Source organism: Paenarthrobacter sp. 22069, assembly GCF_052046035.1.
Lineage (GTDB): Bacteria > Actinomycetota > Actinomycetes > Actinomycetales > Micrococcaceae > Arthrobacter.
The window spans coordinates 262321-278150 of the sequence record NZ_JBQEQF010000001.1 but is presented as its reverse complement, the minus strand read 5'-3'; the positions used below and the strand labels follow the sequence as shown (position 1 = coordinate 278150).

13 protein-coding genes are annotated in these 15830 nt (G+C 68.0%); 10 read left to right on the top strand and 3 right to left on the bottom strand.

Annotated features, from left to right (window positions below; translation table 11 throughout):
* Positions 1 to 25: 25 nt before the first annotated feature.
* On the bottom strand, positions 26 to 1210 hold the full coding sequence (locus tag ACTJK0_RS01355; protein WP_440743982.1) for an MFS transporter: 1185 nt from the start codon (positions 1208 to 1210) through the stop codon (positions 26 to 28).
* A gap of 53 nt (positions 1211 to 1263) precedes the next feature.
* Here ACTJK0_RS01355 and ACTJK0_RS01350 point away from each other — a divergent pair, with 53 nt between their 5' ends.
* The 10 genes from ACTJK0_RS01350 to menD all read left to right on the top strand — a co-directional run bounded on the left by ACTJK0_RS01350 (position 1264) and on the right by menD (position 14030).
* Positions 1264 to 2250 carry an ATP-binding cassette domain-containing protein gene (locus tag ACTJK0_RS01350; protein WP_440743981.1) on the top strand — a complete coding sequence of 329 codons (987 nt, stop codon included), beginning with the start codon at positions 1264 to 1266 and terminating at the stop codon, positions 2248 to 2250.
* A 1-nt stretch (position 2251) separates the two neighbouring features.
* The gene (locus tag ACTJK0_RS01345; protein WP_440743980.1) at positions 2252 to 3874 is read left to right on the top strand and encodes an ABC transporter permease; all 1623 of its coding nucleotides are present in this window, start codon (positions 2252 to 2254) and stop codon (positions 3872 to 3874) included.
* Complete coding sequence (locus tag ACTJK0_RS01340; RefSeq protein ID WP_110541454.1) at positions 3871 to 4404, top strand: MarR family transcriptional regulator; 534 nt, start codon at positions 3871 to 3873, stop codon at positions 4402 to 4404. The genes ACTJK0_RS01345 and ACTJK0_RS01340 overlap by 4 nt, the downstream gene beginning before the upstream one ends.
* Positions 4401 to 5417, top strand: a complete 1017-nt coding sequence (gene corA, locus ACTJK0_RS01335; protein WP_110541453.1) for a magnesium/cobalt transporter CorA — start codon at positions 4401 to 4403, stop codon at positions 5415 to 5417. Before ACTJK0_RS01340 ends, corA begins: the two co-directional genes overlap by 4 nt.
* Positions 5418 to 5527: 110 nt before the next feature.
* Positions 5528 to 6880, top strand: coding sequence for an Nramp family divalent metal transporter (locus tag ACTJK0_RS01330; protein WP_110541452.1), 1353 nt, complete (start codon positions 5528 to 5530; stop codon positions 6878 to 6880).
* 91 nt (positions 6881 to 6971) lie between these two features.
* Positions 6972 to 8432: an aminotransferase class I/II-fold pyridoxal phosphate-dependent enzyme gene (locus ACTJK0_RS01325; protein WP_440743979.1), complete on the top strand. Its 1461-nt coding sequence runs from the start codon at positions 6972 to 6974 to the stop codon at positions 8430 to 8432.
* Positions 8433 to 8469: 37 nt separating this feature from the next.
* A complete protein-coding gene (locus ACTJK0_RS01320; RefSeq protein ID WP_440743978.1) occupies positions 8470 to 9510 on the top strand; it encodes an o-succinylbenzoate synthase in 1041 nt (346 codons plus the stop codon).
* Positions 9511 to 9573: 63 nt separating this feature from the next.
* A complete protein-coding gene (locus ACTJK0_RS01315) occupies positions 9574 to 9945 on the top strand; it encodes a hypothetical protein (RefSeq protein ID WP_440743977.1) in 372 nt (123 codons plus the stop codon).
* A 128-nt stretch (positions 9946 to 10073) separates the two neighbouring features.
* Positions 10074 to 12140, top strand: coding sequence for a PhoX family protein (locus ACTJK0_RS01310; protein ID WP_440743976.1), 2067 nt, complete (start codon positions 10074 to 10076; stop codon positions 12138 to 12140).
* An 87-nt stretch (positions 12141 to 12227) separates the two neighbouring features.
* The gene (gene menD, locus ACTJK0_RS01305; protein ID WP_440743975.1) at positions 12228 to 14030 is read left to right on the top strand and encodes a 2-succinyl-5-enolpyruvyl-6-hydroxy-3-cyclohexene-1-carboxylic-acid synthase; all 1803 of its coding nucleotides are present in this window, start codon (positions 12228 to 12230) and stop codon (positions 14028 to 14030) included.
* A gap of 60 nt (positions 14031 to 14090) precedes the next feature.
* On the opposite strand, the gene ACTJK0_RS01300 is transcribed toward menD, so the two are convergent.
* Both ACTJK0_RS01300 and ACTJK0_RS01295 read right to left on the bottom strand, forming a co-directional pair.
* Entirely contained in the window at positions 14091 to 14867 is a 777-nt protein-coding gene (locus ACTJK0_RS01300) for an amino acid ABC transporter ATP-binding protein (RefSeq protein ID WP_440743974.1), read from the bottom strand.
* Positions 14864 to 15823: an amino acid ABC transporter permease gene (locus ACTJK0_RS01295; RefSeq protein ID WP_440743973.1), complete on the bottom strand. Its 960-nt coding sequence runs from the start codon at positions 15821 to 15823 to the stop codon at positions 14864 to 14866. The genes ACTJK0_RS01300 and ACTJK0_RS01295 overlap by 4 nt, the downstream gene beginning before the upstream one ends.
* Positions 15824 to 15830 lie beyond the last annotated feature (7 nt).

Here is a 15830-nt window from a genome sequence, read left to right as displayed (position 1 = left end):
GTGACACAGAAAGCTGGAAGGCCGCTCAGCTGGTGGGTTTGACCGGGTCGAGCCGGGGGATGGCTGCCGCCGCCACCAACAGGGCCAGCGCGCCGAGGCCGAAAGGCAAGGCGGTGGCCGTTGCGATGCCGCCTACCAGCAGCGGGCCGCCGGCGTCGCCCAGCTCGCGTCCCAGCTCGGCCGATCCCATGGTCCGGCCCATCCGCTCGGGCGGCGTGGTGTCGGCCAGGTGCGCGAAGCCCAGGGGGGTGACAGCACCGATTCCGGTGCCGACCAGTGCCGCGGCAACGAAAATGGTGACCACTCCCGGAGCAGCCGCCACCAGGCCCACGCCCGCGGCAATCAGCAGCAGGCCCGCCGTCGTGCCCTTGTTGTCCGTGACTGCATGCCGGTCCCGCAGCCTCCCGATCCACGGCTGGGTCAGCACCGACCCCAGCGCCACCACGCTCACCGCCGCCGTGCCGGCAAGGGCGTCCAGGCCATGGCGGGTGGCCAGCGCCGGAAGGAAGCCGACGGCGGCACCCAGTGCACCGGTGGAGGCGGCCAGGACCAGCGTGGGCACCAGGAAGCGGCGCTCGCCCACCTGCCGCGCCAGGTCCATCACCGTGTACCGCTTCCGTGGCAGCGGCGCCAGGTGCGGCACGGACACCAGCACCCACACCGCGGTCACCGCAGCGAGCACGGACAGGGCGCCGAACAGCAGGGGAAAGCCGCCAGCCAGGATCAGGCCCGCACCCAGTGGCGGCCCGATGATGTAGCCCAGGCTCTTCCAGGACCCGTACCGGCCAAAGTAGGTGCCGGCCTTGCCGCCGCGGGCCATCCTTGCCACCATGGCGGACGACGCCGGCGAAAAGGCCGAGGCCGCCGCGCCCTGTCCCAACCGGGCGAGGGCAAGGATCAAGGGGTCGCCCGCACCAAGGCCGATCAGTGACAGGGCGGCAAAGGCTGCCAGGCCGCCGACCACCACGGGTTTGGCGCCAATACGGTCGCTGAGCGCGCCGAAGACGGGCTTCAGGAACACCTCGGCGACGTCGTAGAGGGCCAGCAGGATTCCGAGGTTCAGCAGGCTCAGGCCGATATTGCCGCTCTGCGCGCCCAGGCCGGCAGCGATGCTGTGGGCGCCGAAGGCGGTGACGAACCCTGCGGCGTAAAGGGGTGCCGATGACCCGCGGGTTGCTTGATCGCTGGGCACGGGTTTGGCGGGGGTCATACGGGGGACTTTAGTACCTTCACAAACTTGTGAAAACTCCGAAGACTTGAAGCATGAACAGCGTTGTCCACACGGCGAACCTGCACAAGCACTTTGGAAAGGTCAGGGCCCTGGACGGACTCGACCTCGACGTCCTGCGGGGTGAAATCCACGGCTTCCTGGGCCCCAACGGCGCCGGAAAGTCCACCACGCTCCGCATCCTGCTCGGCCTGGCCAGGGCGACCTCCGGCTCCGCAACCGTCCTGGGCCTCGAGCCCTGGACCCAGGCCGTGGAACTGCACCGGCGCCTGGCCTATGTTCCCGGTGACGTCCGGTTGTGGCCGAACCTGTCCGGCGGTGAGACCATCGACCTGCTGTCGCGGCTGCGCGGCGGGACGGCCGACGGCGAAGGGTACCGCCGCCGGAAGGACCGCTTGTGCCAGGTATTCGACTTCGACCCTGCCAAGAAGGGGCGTGCCTACTCGAAGGGCAACCGGCAGAAGGTGGCGTTGATTGCGGCACTTGCCACCGAAGCCGAGCTCTACCTCCTGGACGAGCCCACCAGCGGACTGGACCCGCTCATGGAGGAGGTCTTCCGCCGCGAGCTGCTCGCCGCCGTCGAACGCGGCGCCACCGTGCTCCTCTCCAGCCACATCCTTTCCGAGGTGGAAGTGCTCTGCCACCGCGTCAGCATCATCCGCGCCGGCAGGATCGTCGACGGCGGCACGCTGGACTCGCTGCGGCACCTCACCCGGTCGGAGGTGTCCTTCGCGGCGGACGGGCTGGACCCTGACGCCCTGGCCCGCCTTGGCGTGGTGCACGACCTGACGGTCGACGCCGGCCGGGTAAGGTTCAGTGCCGACTCGGACCGGATCGCCGAGGTGCTTCCCGCCCTGGGCGCCTTGGCCGTGCAGGGCCTGACCATCGTCCCGCCGTCGCTGGAAGAGCTCTTCCTCCGGCACTACGGGGACGCCTCCGCAATGCCCGGGGCCGGCGCGCCCGCTGACGCCGCCGGCCATGCCTCCCGCCGCCACCTGCTCGGCGCGAGGGGGCGCAGCTGACATGGCAGTCCTCCTGGTCCTCTGGGGTCAGCGGCTGCGCCGGGACCGCTGGCAGCTCCTGAGCTGGGTGGTGGCCATCGGCGCGTTTGCCTTGTTCGCGGCGGCTGCCGTCTCCCAGACCTACGGCAATGTGGCCAGCCGGACCCAAATCCTGCAGGTGGCCATCGCTACCCCGGCCATCCTGCTGCTGCGCGGCCTTCCCCGAGGGGCGGACCAAGGCGCCTTCACGTTCTTCCTGATCTACGCATTCCTCGCCCTTCTGGCGGGCCTGATGAGCACGTTCCTGGCCGTCCGCCATTCCCGCGCCGACGAGGAAAGCGGCGGCGCGGAACTGGTGGCCGCCACCCCCGCCGGCCGCCTGCTGCCGTCCATTGCCACCCTGCTGCATGGGACCACGGCCAACCTCCTCGTGGCCCTCGCCGTGTTCGGCGGGTTCGCTGCACAGGGCCTGGAACCCCAAGGGTCCCTGATAGCCGGAGCCGCAACGGGCGCCGTCGGCTTCGCTTTCCTTGGCGTTGGACTGCTGGTGGCCCAGTTCATGGGGACCTCACGCGGCGCGAACGGTGTGTCTGCTGCCTTGGTGGTCCTTGCCTACCTCCTGCGCGGAATCGGGGATGCCACCGGGACGCCGGGCCCGGACGGGACCACCATGACGGAGGGGGCCGCCAGTTGGTTCTCGCCCATCGGCTGGGGCCAGCAAACCTATGCCTACACCGGAAACCGCGGCTGGCCGCTGCTGTTGCCGGTGGCACTCGGTGCCGGCTGCCTCACCGCGGCCTGGCTCATCCTCCGCACCCGTGACAGCGGTACCAGCATCTGGGGCGCCCGGCCGGGACGCGCTGCCGCCCGCCGCGGACTTGAAAGTCCGGTGGCCCTTGCCCTGCGGCTGCAGGCCGGATCGATCATCGGCTGGGGCGCCGGCGGGCTGGCCCTCGGGCTGCTTGCCGGCTCGCTCGGAAAGGCGATTGCCGCCGTCGACACCCCGGACACCAACATCACTGCCGTTATGCGCGCCATGCTGCAGTCGCAGGGGACCTCGCTGACCCAGCTCATGGTCTCGGTGATCTTCTCCATGGCCGGCGTCCTGGCGGCAGCCTGCGCCCTTCAGGCGGTGATCAGGATGCGGCAGGAGGAAGCGGCCGGGACCGCCGAACTCCTGCTCTCGGCGCCGGTGGGCCGGGTCCGGTGGCTTGCCGGCTACCTGCTGCTGGGCGCGGCGGCCGTGGTGCTGGTGGTGGGCCTCACGGGGGTGGGTGCCTGGGCCACGCTTAACGGTTCCGGCGACCAGTCCATGCCGGCGGACGCGCTGTGGCAGACCGCCCTGGCCCAGCTGCCGGCGGCGCTGGTCTACCTTGCCGTTCCCGCACTCGTGTTCGTCCTGTGGCCAACGGCGACCATCGGGACCAGCTGGGCACTGCTGGCTTTGGGCGTGCTGCTGGGCATCTTCGGCGGCATGCTGGGCATTGACCAAAGCCTGCGCGACCTGTCACCGTTCACCCACACGCCCGTGCCGCACGGGGATGCCACGGACTGGAGCGGGGCGTGGTGGATGCTGGCCATCGCCGTCCTGGCAGGGGCGCTGGCGATTGGGGCAATGCGCCGGCGGGAGGTGGGCTCCGCATGAGCACCGATGCCCACGTGGAGTCCGGCGCTGCTCCAACAACGGACGGTTATCCGGCTGCGGCTGCGGCTGATGCCGCCGCCGCGGCAGCCGAACGGACGGCAGCCGCCTTCGCCGCGGCCGGGTTTCCGAAGATGCCCGCCCGGGCGCTGCTGGCCCTGGTGTCCTCGGAGCAGGGGAGCCTGACAGCTGCCGAATTGTCGGAGCGGCTGGGGGCCAGTGCCGCCGCGGTATCGGGGGCCGTCCGCTACCTGCAGACCGTAGGTTTCGTCCACCGGGTATCGCAGCCCGGAAGCCGCCGGGACCTGTACGCCCTGCACGAGGACGAGTGGTACGTGGTGTCCATGCGGAACAGCCCTGTGTACGAAAAGCTCGCGGCCCTGACCGACGCCACCGCCGAAACCCTGCCCGAGGGCTCGGCTGCCCGGGCCCGGATGGCAGAGATGGCAAGGTTCTACCGGTTCCTCAAGTCCCGCATGCCGGCCCTGCTGGACGACTGGGAGCGGGAGCGCACGAGGGAGGGCGGGCAGTGACCATCATCGACAACGCGGTCTACGTGAACGGGGTCCGCACCGAGGACCCCGAAGACCTCGACGAGACGTACTTCCTGCTCCGCCAGCGCGAGGGGATGGCGTGGATCGGGCTCTACCGGCCGGACGCCGCGGAACTCCAGTCCGTAGGCGAGGAATTCGACCTGAATGCCTTGGCCGTCGAGGACGCCCTCGCCGGCCATCAACGGGCCAAGCTGGAGCACTACGGCGAGTGCCTATTCCTGGTGCTGAGGCCGGCACGGTACCGGGACGACGAGGAAAAAGTGGATTTCGGCGAGATCCACGTCTTCGTCGGCGATGAGTACGTGGTGACCGTGCGGCACGCCGAGTCCCCGGACCTCGCCAAGGTCCGGCGGAGGATGGAGTCCATGCCGGAGTTCCTGGCCCTCGGGCCCGACGCCGTGCTCTACGGAATCCTCGACCAGGTGGTGGACGAATACGAGCCGGTGGTGGCGGGCCTCGAAAACGACATCGACGAGATTGAGGACGACCTCTTTGGCGCGGACCCGGACGTCTCCCGCCGCATCTACGAACTGTCCCGGCAGGTCATCACCTTCCAGCGGGCAACGAGCCCGCTCGCCGGAATCCTGCAGGCCCTGATGGCCGGAGCTCCCGACCGCGGCGAAGCCAGCGAGCTTCGGGACCACTACCGGGACGTCCTGGACCACGTCATCCGGCTCAACGAGCGCGTGGCCTCCTTCCGGGCCCTGCTCCAGAACGCGCTCGCCGTCAACGCCGCCCTGGTGGCCCAGCGGCAGAACGACGAGATGCAGCGGATGACCGAGTCCAGCTTCGAACAGAACGAGCAGGTCAAACGCATTTCCTCCTGGGCGGCCATCCTGTTCGCTCCCACCCTGGTGGCATCCATATACGGCATGAACTTCGCCAACATGCCCGAGCTGTCCTGGACCTACGGCTACCCCTACGCCCTGGGGCTGATGGTGGCCATGGGCCTTGTCCTCTACCTGGCGTTCAAGCACAACAAGTGGATCTGAGCGTCCCCGCATCAGGTGGCCTTCCAGATTCATGCCTTACCATGGGCTCTTATTCATAAGCTTGCTTAGCAGTTGGCGGGCTTACAGCCGATGGTAAGTGGAGAAATTGGATGAGTACGGCCGAAACAACCGGACGCGCGCCAGACGGCGACACGTCGCTCCGAGCAGCGCCGAAGTCCCGCCTGCGCCGCTTCGGGTCGCTGCTGGGGCCCGGGCTGGTGACCGGAGCCGCGGATGACGATCCCTCAGGCATTGCAACGTACGCAAAAGCTGGTGCTACGTTCTCCAACGGCATGCTGTGGACCGCGCCGGTCACGCTGCCGATGATGATGGCCGTCCAGGAGATCTGCGACCGGACGGCGCTGGCCACCGGCGAAAGCCTGGGCAGGCTGGCCCGGCGCAAGTTCTCCCGCCGCCCGCGGGTGGTGATTGCCGTGCTGATCGTCGCCCTCCTGGTGGGCAACATCCTTAACGCCGCCGCGGACCTGATGGCGATCGGGCAGGGGATGCAGATGCTCGGTGCCGGGCCTGACCATCTGTGGAGCGCCGTTGCCGGGGTTGGCATCGCCGTGGCGCTCATGAGCGGATCATTCGCAGTGATCGCCAAAGTGTTCAAATGGCTGTGCGTCACGCTGTTGGCATATGTGGCCGTCCTGTTCGTCGCCAACGTCAACTGGCCGGACGTCCTGGAAGGCCTGCTGGGACTGAAGTTCAGCTTCGCTCCGCAGTACCTCGGCCTGATCGTCGCTGTCCTGGGCACTACCATCTCGCCGTACCTGTTCTTCTGGCAAAGCGCCCACCGGGTCCAGGAACTGCGCGCGGAGGAACATGGCGGTGAAGAGGCCGTGGGCCTGAAAGACCGCCCGGACGCCGCTGCCTCTGCCCACACCCTGCGGAAGGCGCGGGCGGACGTCTTCATCGGAATGGTCTTTTCCGTCCTGGTGATGTTCTCGATCATGGCGGCTACGGCGGCAACCCTGGGGAGGAACGGGACGGAGGTGAACACTGCAGCCGACGTGGCCCAAGCGCTGCAACCGGTGGTGGGGCCGGCTGCCACATTCCTGTTCGCGGCCGGGTTCATCGGCACGGGCATCCTGGGGGTCCCCGTGCTCGCAGCCTCCGGTGCAGCCGGACTGGCCGGCCTGCTCGGCAAGGACTGGGGCCTGGACCTCAGCCCGCGGCGTGCCCCCTTGTTCTACACCCTGCTGGGCGTGGGAATGGTGGCCGGGGTCTTGATCAGCTTCTTTTCCGCCGACCCCATTGGCCTCCTGGTCTTCAGCGCCACCGTCAACGGCATCGCCGCGGCCCCGTTCCTGGTAGTCACCATGCTGATCTCCCGGGACAAGGCCATCATGGGCGATTACAGGAACGGCCGGCTGGCTGCCACCCTGGGGTGGTTCACGGCCGCCGTCATGGTGGTGGCGGGAGGCGTCGGTGTCTGGACGACCCTTACCGGAGCCTAGGCCAACCGCCCGGCGATACTGCCGCCGTCGACCGCCTTCCCAAACAGCCCTCAACGAAACTTCCTGACCGACCTACCGAAAGTGAGACACCATGGACCACAACGAAGCGCCGTTGCTGGACGCGCTGGACAGCTATCACACGTTGGACCGCTACGGCTTCACGCCGCCGGGCCACCGGCAGGGCCGCGGCGCCGATCCGCGCGTGCGGGACATCCTGGGGGCGGATACCTTCCGCGCCGACGTCCTTGCCTCGGCGGGCCTGGACGACAGGTCATCTTCCGGCGGATACCTGAAAAAGGCAGAGGAGCTGATGGCGGACGCCGTGGGTGCAGAGCAGGCCTTCTTCTCCACGTGCGGCAGTTCGTTGTCAGTGAAGGCAGCCGTCATCGCCGTGGCTGCCGGCAAAGGTGATTTGCTTGTCAGCCGCGATGCGCATAAATCCATCACTGCCGGACTGGTGTTTTCCGGCATCCAGCCGCGCTGGATCCGCCCCCGCTGGGACCCCAACCTGCATATCGCCCACCCACCGTCGCCCGCGGATGTGGAGGAGATGTGGGAGCGCTACCCGGATGCGGCCGGCGCCCTGATTGTCAGCCCCACGCCCTATGGCACCTGCGCCGACATCGCCGGCATCGCCAAGATATGCCATGACCGCGGGAAGCCCCTGATCGTTGATGAGGCCTGGGGTGCGCACCTGCCGTTCCATGATGGCCTTCCCACCTGGGCGATGAGCGCGGGCGCGGACGTCTGTGTGGTCTCGGTGCACAAAATGGGCGCGGGATTCGAGCAGGGTTCCGTCTACCACCTCCAAGGCGACCTGGTGGACGCCGCGCACCTGTCACAGTGCGCGGACCTGTTGATGACCACCAGCCCCAATGCCATCCTCTACTCGGCCATCGACGGGTGGCGCCGCCAGATGGTCCAGCACGGGACCGAACTCCTTGGCAACGCCCTGGACCTGGCCAGGAGGCTGCGCAGCGACATCGACGCTCTACCCGGGATCCACGTCCTCGAGGACGAGCTCCTGGCCGAAGAGTCCTCGCATGACCTGGACCGGCTGCAGATCCTCATGGACCTTTCGGGGCTGGGGATCAGCGGCTACCAGGCGGCGGACTGGCTGCGGGAAAACTGCCGCGTCGACATGGGGCTCAGCGACCACCGCCGGATCATGGCAACCATGTCCATGGCCGACGACGACGCCTCTGCGGAGCGGCTTCTGGCGGCACTGCGGGCCCTTATCGACGCAGCCCCGTCACTTCCGGCCCCGCCCGAGGTTTCCCTGCCCTCGCCGTCGGACCTGGAACTTGAGACGGTTGCCCTTCCCCGTGACGCCTTCTTCGGTCCCCGCGAGGATGTGCCCGCCCGGGAAGCCGTGGGACGGGTCGCTGCTGAGCAGATCACGCCCTATCCGCCCGGCATCCCGGTGGTTGTTCCCGGCGAAAGGATCAACGAAGCGGTCCTTGAGTACCTGGAGTCCGGGTTGAAGGCCGGGATGGTCCTGCCCGATCCGGCCGACCCGTCGCTGGGCACCATCCGGGTGGTGCGGGAGTAACCCGTGTGCTCCTGACCTGCGGCGTACAGTAAACGGCATGCCCAACCCCGGTCGCCCTCCCGCTCCTGCCAACACGCCCCAACCAGTTCCCCCGCTGGCGGAACTGCTGGCGGGAGCCCGCGTGGTCAGCCTGCCCATGCGCGTGAAGTTCCGCGGGATCATGCAGCGGGAGTCCCTCCTGCTCCAGGGTCCCGCGGGCTGGGGCGAGTTCTGCCCATTCCCGGAGTACGGCGACGCCGAAGCGTCCCGGTGGCTGGTTGCCGCCATCGAGGCGGGGTGGCACGGATTTCCGGCCCCGCTGCGTTCCGTGGTGCCGGTCAACGCCACGGTCCCGGCCGTTCCCGCAGACAGGGTGGCAGACGTGCTGGCACGGTTCGGCCGGGTGGACGCCGTCAAGGTCAAGGTGGCGGAGCAGGGGCAGTCACTGGACGACGACGTTGCGCGGCTTCACGCCGTCCGCGCCGCATTGCCGGAGGCTGCCGTCCGCGTGGATGCCAATGGCGGGTGGGACGTACCGGGGGCGGTGGAGGCGCTGACGAGGCTTGCGCCGGTGGGGCTCGAGTACGCAGAGCAGCCGGTGCCGTCCATCGAGGGCCTGGCCGAGGTCCGGACCCGGCTCCGTGACGCCGGAACTCCCGTGTTGATCGCCGCGGACGAGAGTGTCCGCAAGGAGACCGACCCCCTCCGCGTGGCGCGGGCCGGCGCGGCGGACCTGATCGTGGTCAAGGTGGCACCGCTTGGGGGAGTGCGGCGCGCCTTGGACATCGTGGCACAGGCCGGACTTCCCGCCGTCGTCAGTTCAGCTTTGGACACGTCCGTGGGCATCCGCGCCGGGCTGGCGCTGGCCGCCGCCCTGCCGGACCTGCCGTACGCGTGCGGCCTGGGGACGGTGTCGCTGTTCGAATCGGACATCACCCTGGACCCGCTGGTGGCCGACGACGGCGCCATCCGCCTCCGCGACGTCGCCGCCGACGCCGGGCTGCTGGAGCGGTTTGCCGCGCCGCAGGAACGCCGGGACTGGTGGCTGGACCGGCTCCGCCGGGTCCACGCCCTCCTCACCCCATCGATTGCTCCGTAACTGCCGTTTACAGGCCCGAAAACGGCAATTACGGAGCAGTCGATGAGGCGGTAGGGTGGCGGCGTGCGCGGGGAGAAGCTGACAATGCGGGTGGGCTGGCTCTGCCTTGCTGCCGTCAGCCTGGGCATCCTGGTGTTCGGTGTGGTGGTTGCCCTGTTTCCGCCGGCCGGGGATGCCGGCCTCTACCGCGCGGATGGGCTGGCCTCTGCAGGACTTGGCTTTTTCGGGTTGCTGATCGTGCTGGTGCCGTACCGGCGGCGCGAACGCTGGGCCTGGTACGCACTCTGGTTCTATCCGTTGTTTTGGGCGGCGCATCTCATAGGGAATCTCCCTCCGGGTAACGACCACGTCCACCAGGTGGTCTTCATCGCCCTTTCGCTCGCCGGGCTCCTGCTGCCGGTCCGCGCCTTCTTCCCGCCACGGAGCAGCCGATGAGGGATTGGGCAACGTTCCTGCAGGTCACGGGCGGTTAACCCTAACTTCATCAACTGGATGGGTTCCTGTAGGAAGCGGCTGGAAGGGGGGGGTCGGGCACCCCAGTGAGATTCCTTGGAAGGTTCCCCATGTCTGAAACCGCCCGCAAGTTCACCCTGCTGCCCATGCTCGGCCATACCAAGGGCAAGCGCAGCCCCGTCACGTGTGCGCTCAAGTGCGACAACGCCTGCGCCGGCGACGTCTGCAACACCAGCTCCAACAGCTACTTCCGCGACATCGCCTCCGCCACCATGTCCCGCCGCGCCGCCCTGGGCCTTGGCGCCGCCGGTGCGCTCGCCGTCGCCCTCGGTTCAGCCGTGAGCTCCGCCGAACCTGCCTCCGCCGCCGGGCTGTCCAAGGCCGCCAAGGAAGGCTTCGGCAACTCCAAGCTGCAGTTCACCGCCATCAAGCCGGTGGACAAGGCCGTCGACGCCTTCACCGTGCCGGAGGGCTTCACTTGGCAGCCGGTCATCCGCTGGGGCGACCCGCTGTTCAGCGATTCCCCCGAGTTCGACCTGAACAACCAGACCGCCGCAGCCCAGGCCCGCCAGTTCGGCTACAACAACGACTACACGGACATTGTGGAAATCCCCGGCAGCAAGGGCCGCCGCGCCGTGCTGTTCACCAACCACGAGTACACCAACGAAAACATCATGGTGCCGGCTGGCTACGACCTCGTGGAAACCCGTGCCATCGGCCGCGCCGCCCACGGCCTGGCCGTAGTGGAACTGGAACGCAAGAACACCACCAAGCCGTGGAGCTATGTGAAGGGCGCGCCGCTGAACCGCCGCTACCTCTCTGACACCACCTACGAACTGACCGGCCCGGTTGTCGGCTCGGCGCTGGTGAAGACCGTGGCAGACCCGTCCGGCCGCGCCATCAAGGGCACGTTTGGCAACTGCTCCGGCGGCACCACCCCCTGGGGCACCATCCTCTCCGGCGAGGAGAACTTCAACGGCTACTTCGTCGCCGGCGGCACCTCCGCCTCCGACAAGCGCTACGGGCTCACCGCCAAGCCCACCGCACGCAAGTGGGAACTCGATGACCCCCGCTTCGACACCCGCAACCCCGGCTATGAGAACGAGGCCAACCGCTTCGGCTGGATTGTCGAAGTTGACCCGTTCGACCCCACCTCCACCCCCAAGAAGCGCTCCGCCATGGGCCGCTTCAAGCACGAGGGCGCCAACGTGATCGTGGCCGAATCCGGCCACGTGGTGGCCTACATGGGCGACGACGAGAAGTTCGACTACCTCTACAAGTTCGTCTCCAAGGGCAAGTACGTGGAAGGGGACCGCAGGAACAACATGAACCTGCTGTCCGAGGGCGACCTCTACGTCGCCAAGTTCACCGGAAACTCGCCCGCAGCCGAAATCACCGGAACCGGAGCGCTTCCGTCCGACGGCGCGTTCGACGGCACCGGCGAATGGCTGCCGCTCGTGGTGGGCGGCAAATCCGCCGTCCCCGGCATGTCCGTCGAGGAGGTCCTGGTGTACACCCGCCTGGCCGCGGACAAAGTAGGCCCCACCAAGATGGACCGCTGCGAGGACGTCCAGCCCAGCCTGCACACCGGCAAGGTCTACGTGGTCTGCACCAACAACTCGGACCGCGGCACCGGCACCAAGGAAGCCGCCACCGAGGTGAACCCGCGCACCCAGAACCGCGACGGGCACATCGTGGAAATCACCGAATCCGGCGACCAGACCTCCACCAGGTTCAACTGGACCCTCCTGATGGTCTGCGGCGATCCCGCGCAGGGCGACGTCACCTACTTCTCCGGCTACCCGGCGGACAAGGTCTCGCCCATCTCCTGCCCGGACAACGTAGCCTTCGACTCCGTGGGCAACCTCTGGATCTCCACCGACGGCGCCCCCTCCGGCATCGGCTACAACGACGGCCTCTTCAAAGTGACCCTGGACGGCGCCGAGCGCGGTAAGGTGGAGCAGTTCCTCTCCGTCCCGCGCGACGCCGAGACCTGCGGACCGGTCATCCACGACGACGAGCGCATGGTGTTCGTCTCCGTGCAGCACCCAGGCGAGGAAGGCACCTTCGAGGCCCCGCACTCCTTCTTCCCGGACTACGTCCCGGCAGGTACGACGCCGGCTCCCGGCCAGGTGCGCGCGCCCCGTCCCGCCGTGGTTCAGGTGTTCCGCGGCTGACCCCGCCACCAACCGGCGACGCCCCGTCACCTTTGGTGTGTTTTTTGGCGACGCCCCATCACCTCTTGTCCACCTCGACGGGAAGTGATGGGGCGTCGGGGGTGGCAGACTGGATTGGTGACTTCGCCCAACGAATCCGTTCCGGACATTCCCGCCGCCGACACCCCGGAAACCGTGCCCGAGGTGGGTGCCGGCGAGTTGAGCGCGCTGGCTGCCGCACGGGCCGCCGTCGACGTGCTGCTTGACGGCGGGGTCCGGCACGTGGTGGTGTCACCAGGTTCGCGGTCTGCCCCCATGGCGTACGCCCTGGCCGAGGCCTCGGCGGCGGGCCGGGTGGACCTGCTGGTCCGGATCGACGAGCGGTCCGCCGGCTTCACGGCGCTTGGCCTCGCCCTGTCCACGGGGTCGCCGGCGGCCGTGCTCACCACGTCCGGGACCGCCGTCGGTAACCTGATGCCGGCGGTGATGGAGGCCAACCACGCCGCCGTCCCGCTGATCGTCCTGTCCGCGGACCGGCCCGATGAGCTTCGGGGCACCGGCGCCAACCAGACCACCGTGCAGCCGGACCTCTTCGGCGAGCAGGTCCGGTTCGCCGCCGATGTTCCCGCCGGGACGAGCCCCGAGCGAGCCGTTCAAACGGCCATCTCGGCAGCCACCGGCGCGTTTCCGGATCTGCCGCCGGGCCCGGTGCAGCTGAACCTCGCGTTCCGCGACCCGCTGGTTCCCTCCGCCGGCGAGGGGCTGCCGGATGTGGTGGAGCGGCAGCGCTACCGGGTAGGCACCGAGCCGCTGGTCATGAACCTGCCGCCGGCCCCCGAATCACTGCCCGGGCGGCGGGCGGTGGTGCTGGCAGGGCACGACGCCGGGCCGGTCGCCGAGGCGTTCGCCCGCGCCCACAACCTGCCGCTGCTGGCCGAACCGTCCTCCAACGCACGCTTCGGACCGAACGCACTGGGCCCGTACCGGTTGCTGCTGGAGCATTTCGGGCCCGGTTCCGCACAGCCGATCGAGCGGGTGGTGCTGTTCGGCAGGCCCACCCTGTCCCGCCCGGTGGCCGCCCTCCTGGCCCGGGCCGATGTTGAATCAGCCCTGTACCAGCCGGTACCCGTCGCCTGGTACGAACCGGGCCGCCGTACAGAGCTGCCGCTGGAAAACCTCGCTGACCTGGCCGATTTCGCCGGCCGCGGGACTTCCGACTGGCTGGACACGTGGCTCCTGGCAGGTTCGGCGGCGCAGCACGCGCTGGACCAGGTGGTGTCCGCCGGTGCAGCCGCCACCGGTCCGTCGGTTGCTTCCCTGGTCTGGAAGCATGCGCGCGGCCAGCTGCTGCTCGGATCCTCCAACGGCATCCGGGACGTGGACCTCGCCGGACTGCCTGCCCCCGATCCCGCCGCCACCGTCTACGCCAACCGCGGCCTGGCGGGCATCGACGGCACCATTTCCACCGCTACCGGGATCGCCGTTGGCGGCCGGCAGGAGACCACCGTCCTGCTGGGCGACGTGACCTTCCTGCACGACGCCGGCGGACTCCTCCTCGGCGCCGGGGAAGAACAGCCGGACCTGCGCATCGTGGTCCTCAACGATTCCGGCGGGGCCATCTTCGGGCTGCTCGAGCACGGGGGAGTGGAGGAAAGCGGCCGCTACGGGGACGCCGTCGAGCGCCTCTTCGGCACCCCGCACTCCGTGGACATCGCGGCACTCGCCGCAGCGTACGGCGTCGGACATTCCCTGGTCAGTACGACGGCGGGACTCGCCGAAGCACTGTCCCGCCCTGTGCAGGGGCGCAGCATCGTGGAAGTCCACACGGACCGAACGCAGCTCCGGCAGCTGCACGCCGGCATTAAGGATGCCGTGTCCGCTGCCGTCGAGGGCGTGCTGGCCGGGCAGTAAAAAAGAACGACGGCCGCTGCGCGGAATCCACGCAGCGGCCGTCGTCCTTTAAGCCAGGCGTCAGAGCACGCGGCCCAGGAACTCCTTGGTGCGCGCATGCTGCGGGTTGGCGATGATTTCGCGGGGATCGCCCGATTCCACCACCACGCCGCCGTCCATGAAGGTCAGGGTGTCGCCCACTTCGCGGGCGAAGCCGATCTCGTGGGTCACCACGATCATGGTCATGCCGGACTTGGCCAGGTCCTTCATCACGTTGAGCACGTCACCCACCAGTTCGGGGTCAAGCGCCGACGTGGGCTCGTCGAAGAGCATCAGTTCGGGCTCCATGGCCAGCGCCCTGGCGATGGCCACACGTTGCTGCTGTCCGCCGGAGAGCTGGGACGGGTAGTGGCCGGAGCGGTCCCCCAGCCCCACCCGGTCCAGAAGCTCAAGGGCACGCTTCTGCGCGTCGGCCTTCGACTGTCCCTTTACATGAATTGGTGCTTCCATCACGTTCTGGAGCGCCGTCTTGTGCGGGAACAGGTTGAACCGCTGGAACACCATGCCGATCTCGCGGCGCTGGGCTGCGATCTCCTTGGTCTTGAGGTCGTGGAGCCTGCCGTTGACCTCGCGGTAGCCGATCAGCTGGCCGCCTACGGAGATCCGCCCTGCGCTGATGGTCTCCAGGAGGTTGACGCAGCGAAGCATGGTGGACTTGCCGGACCCGGAAGGACCGATCACCACCGACACCTCGCCCTGCTTGACCGTCATGTCGATACCCCGGAGCACATGGTGGTGCCCATAGTACTTATGGAGGCCCTCAATCTTGACCAGCGGCATTTCTGCTGTGACCGTCATCGTGCACTCTCCTCGGGGAAGTCCATCTTGATCGAGTGCTGGGCGTCAGCACCGGCACCGGCTGCCTTGGCGGCAGCAGGATTCACCGCGGCCGGAGCGAGGTTGTCCATGCCCTTGCCGTAGTAGGCCTCAAGGTAGTGCTGGCCCACCATGAGGATGCTGGTCACCAGCAGGTACCAGAATGCCGCAACGATCAACAAAGGGATGGGAAGGTAGATACGGTTTGCCAGCGCGTTGGTGGCAAACGTCAGGTCCAGGGTGAACGGAACCGCGAGGACAAGGGAAGTGGTCTTCAGCATGCCGATGGTCTCGTTGCCCGTGGGCGGAACGATGATCCGCATGGCCTGGGGCAGAATGATCCGCCACATGATCTTGCCCTTGGACATCCCAAGCGCCTCGGCGGCTTCCTGCTGGCCCCTATCAACCGATTTCAGCCCGGCCCGGAAAATCTCCGCCAGGTAAGCAGACTCGTTCAGGCCAAGACCAAGGATGGCGGGAATCAAACCCTTGGTGGGATCCGAGAGCGCGTAGCTGAACAGTTCCGGTCCGAACGGGATACCCAGCGTGATCGCAGGGTAGAGAACCGTCACCAGTCCCCAGAACACCAGCTGCGTGTAAACAGGAGTACCGCGGAAGAACCACACCCATACCCAGCTGGTCCAACGGAATACCGGATTGTCGGACTGCCGCATCACCGCAAGGAGAATGGCCAGGACGATGGCCAGAACCATGGACGCAACAGTCAGCAGCAGAGTCCAGCCCACACCTTGGACAACCTTGACGTCCAGGATGTAGGTGCCCACGATGTCCCAACGGAAGTTGGGGTTGGTGAACATGCTCTGCAGGAAACCTGCAACCAAGAGGAGAATGATGGCGGCGCTGACCCAGCGGCCGGGGTGGCGCACCGGTACCGGGTTGTTCAGTACCGGCGCCTCGTCCTTATGCTGCCCGTGCATGTGCACA

Coding starts and splice junctions, on each gene's coding strand:
- ACTJK0_RS01355 (WP_440743982.1), bottom strand. CDS start 1,210: ATGACCCCCGCCAAACCCGTGCCCAGCGATCAAGCAACCCGCGGGTCA.
- ACTJK0_RS01350 (WP_440743981.1), top strand. CDS start 1,264: ATGAACAGCGTTGTCCACACGGCGAACCTGCACAAGCACTTTGGAAAG.
- ACTJK0_RS01345 (WP_440743980.1), top strand. CDS start 2,252: ATGGCAGTCCTCCTGGTCCTCTGGGGTCAGCGGCTGCGCCGGGACCGC.
- ACTJK0_RS01340 (WP_110541454.1), top strand. CDS start 3,871: ATGAGCACCGATGCCCACGTGGAGTCCGGCGCTGCTCCAACAACGGAC.
- ACTJK0_RS01330 (WP_110541452.1), top strand. CDS start 5,528: ATGAGTACGGCCGAAACAACCGGACGCGCGCCAGACGGCGACACGTCG.
- ACTJK0_RS01325 (WP_440743979.1), top strand. CDS start 6,972: ATGGACCACAACGAAGCGCCGTTGCTGGACGCGCTGGACAGCTATCAC.
- ACTJK0_RS01320 (WP_440743978.1), top strand. CDS start 8,470: ATGCCCAACCCCGGTCGCCCTCCCGCTCCTGCCAACACGCCCCAACCA.
- ACTJK0_RS01310 (WP_440743976.1), top strand. CDS start 10,074: ATGTCTGAAACCGCCCGCAAGTTCACCCTGCTGCCCATGCTCGGCCAT.
- menD (WP_440743975.1), top strand. CDS start 12,228: ATGGGGCGTCGGGGGTGGCAGACTGGATTGGTGACTTCGCCCAACGAA.
- ACTJK0_RS01300 (WP_440743974.1), bottom strand. CDS start 14,867: ATGACGGTCACAGCAGAAATGCCGCTGGTCAAGATTGAGGGCCTCCAT.
- ACTJK0_RS01295 (WP_440743973.1), bottom strand. CDS start 15,823: ATGCACGGGCAGCATAAGGACGAGGCGCCGGTACTGAACAACCCGGTA.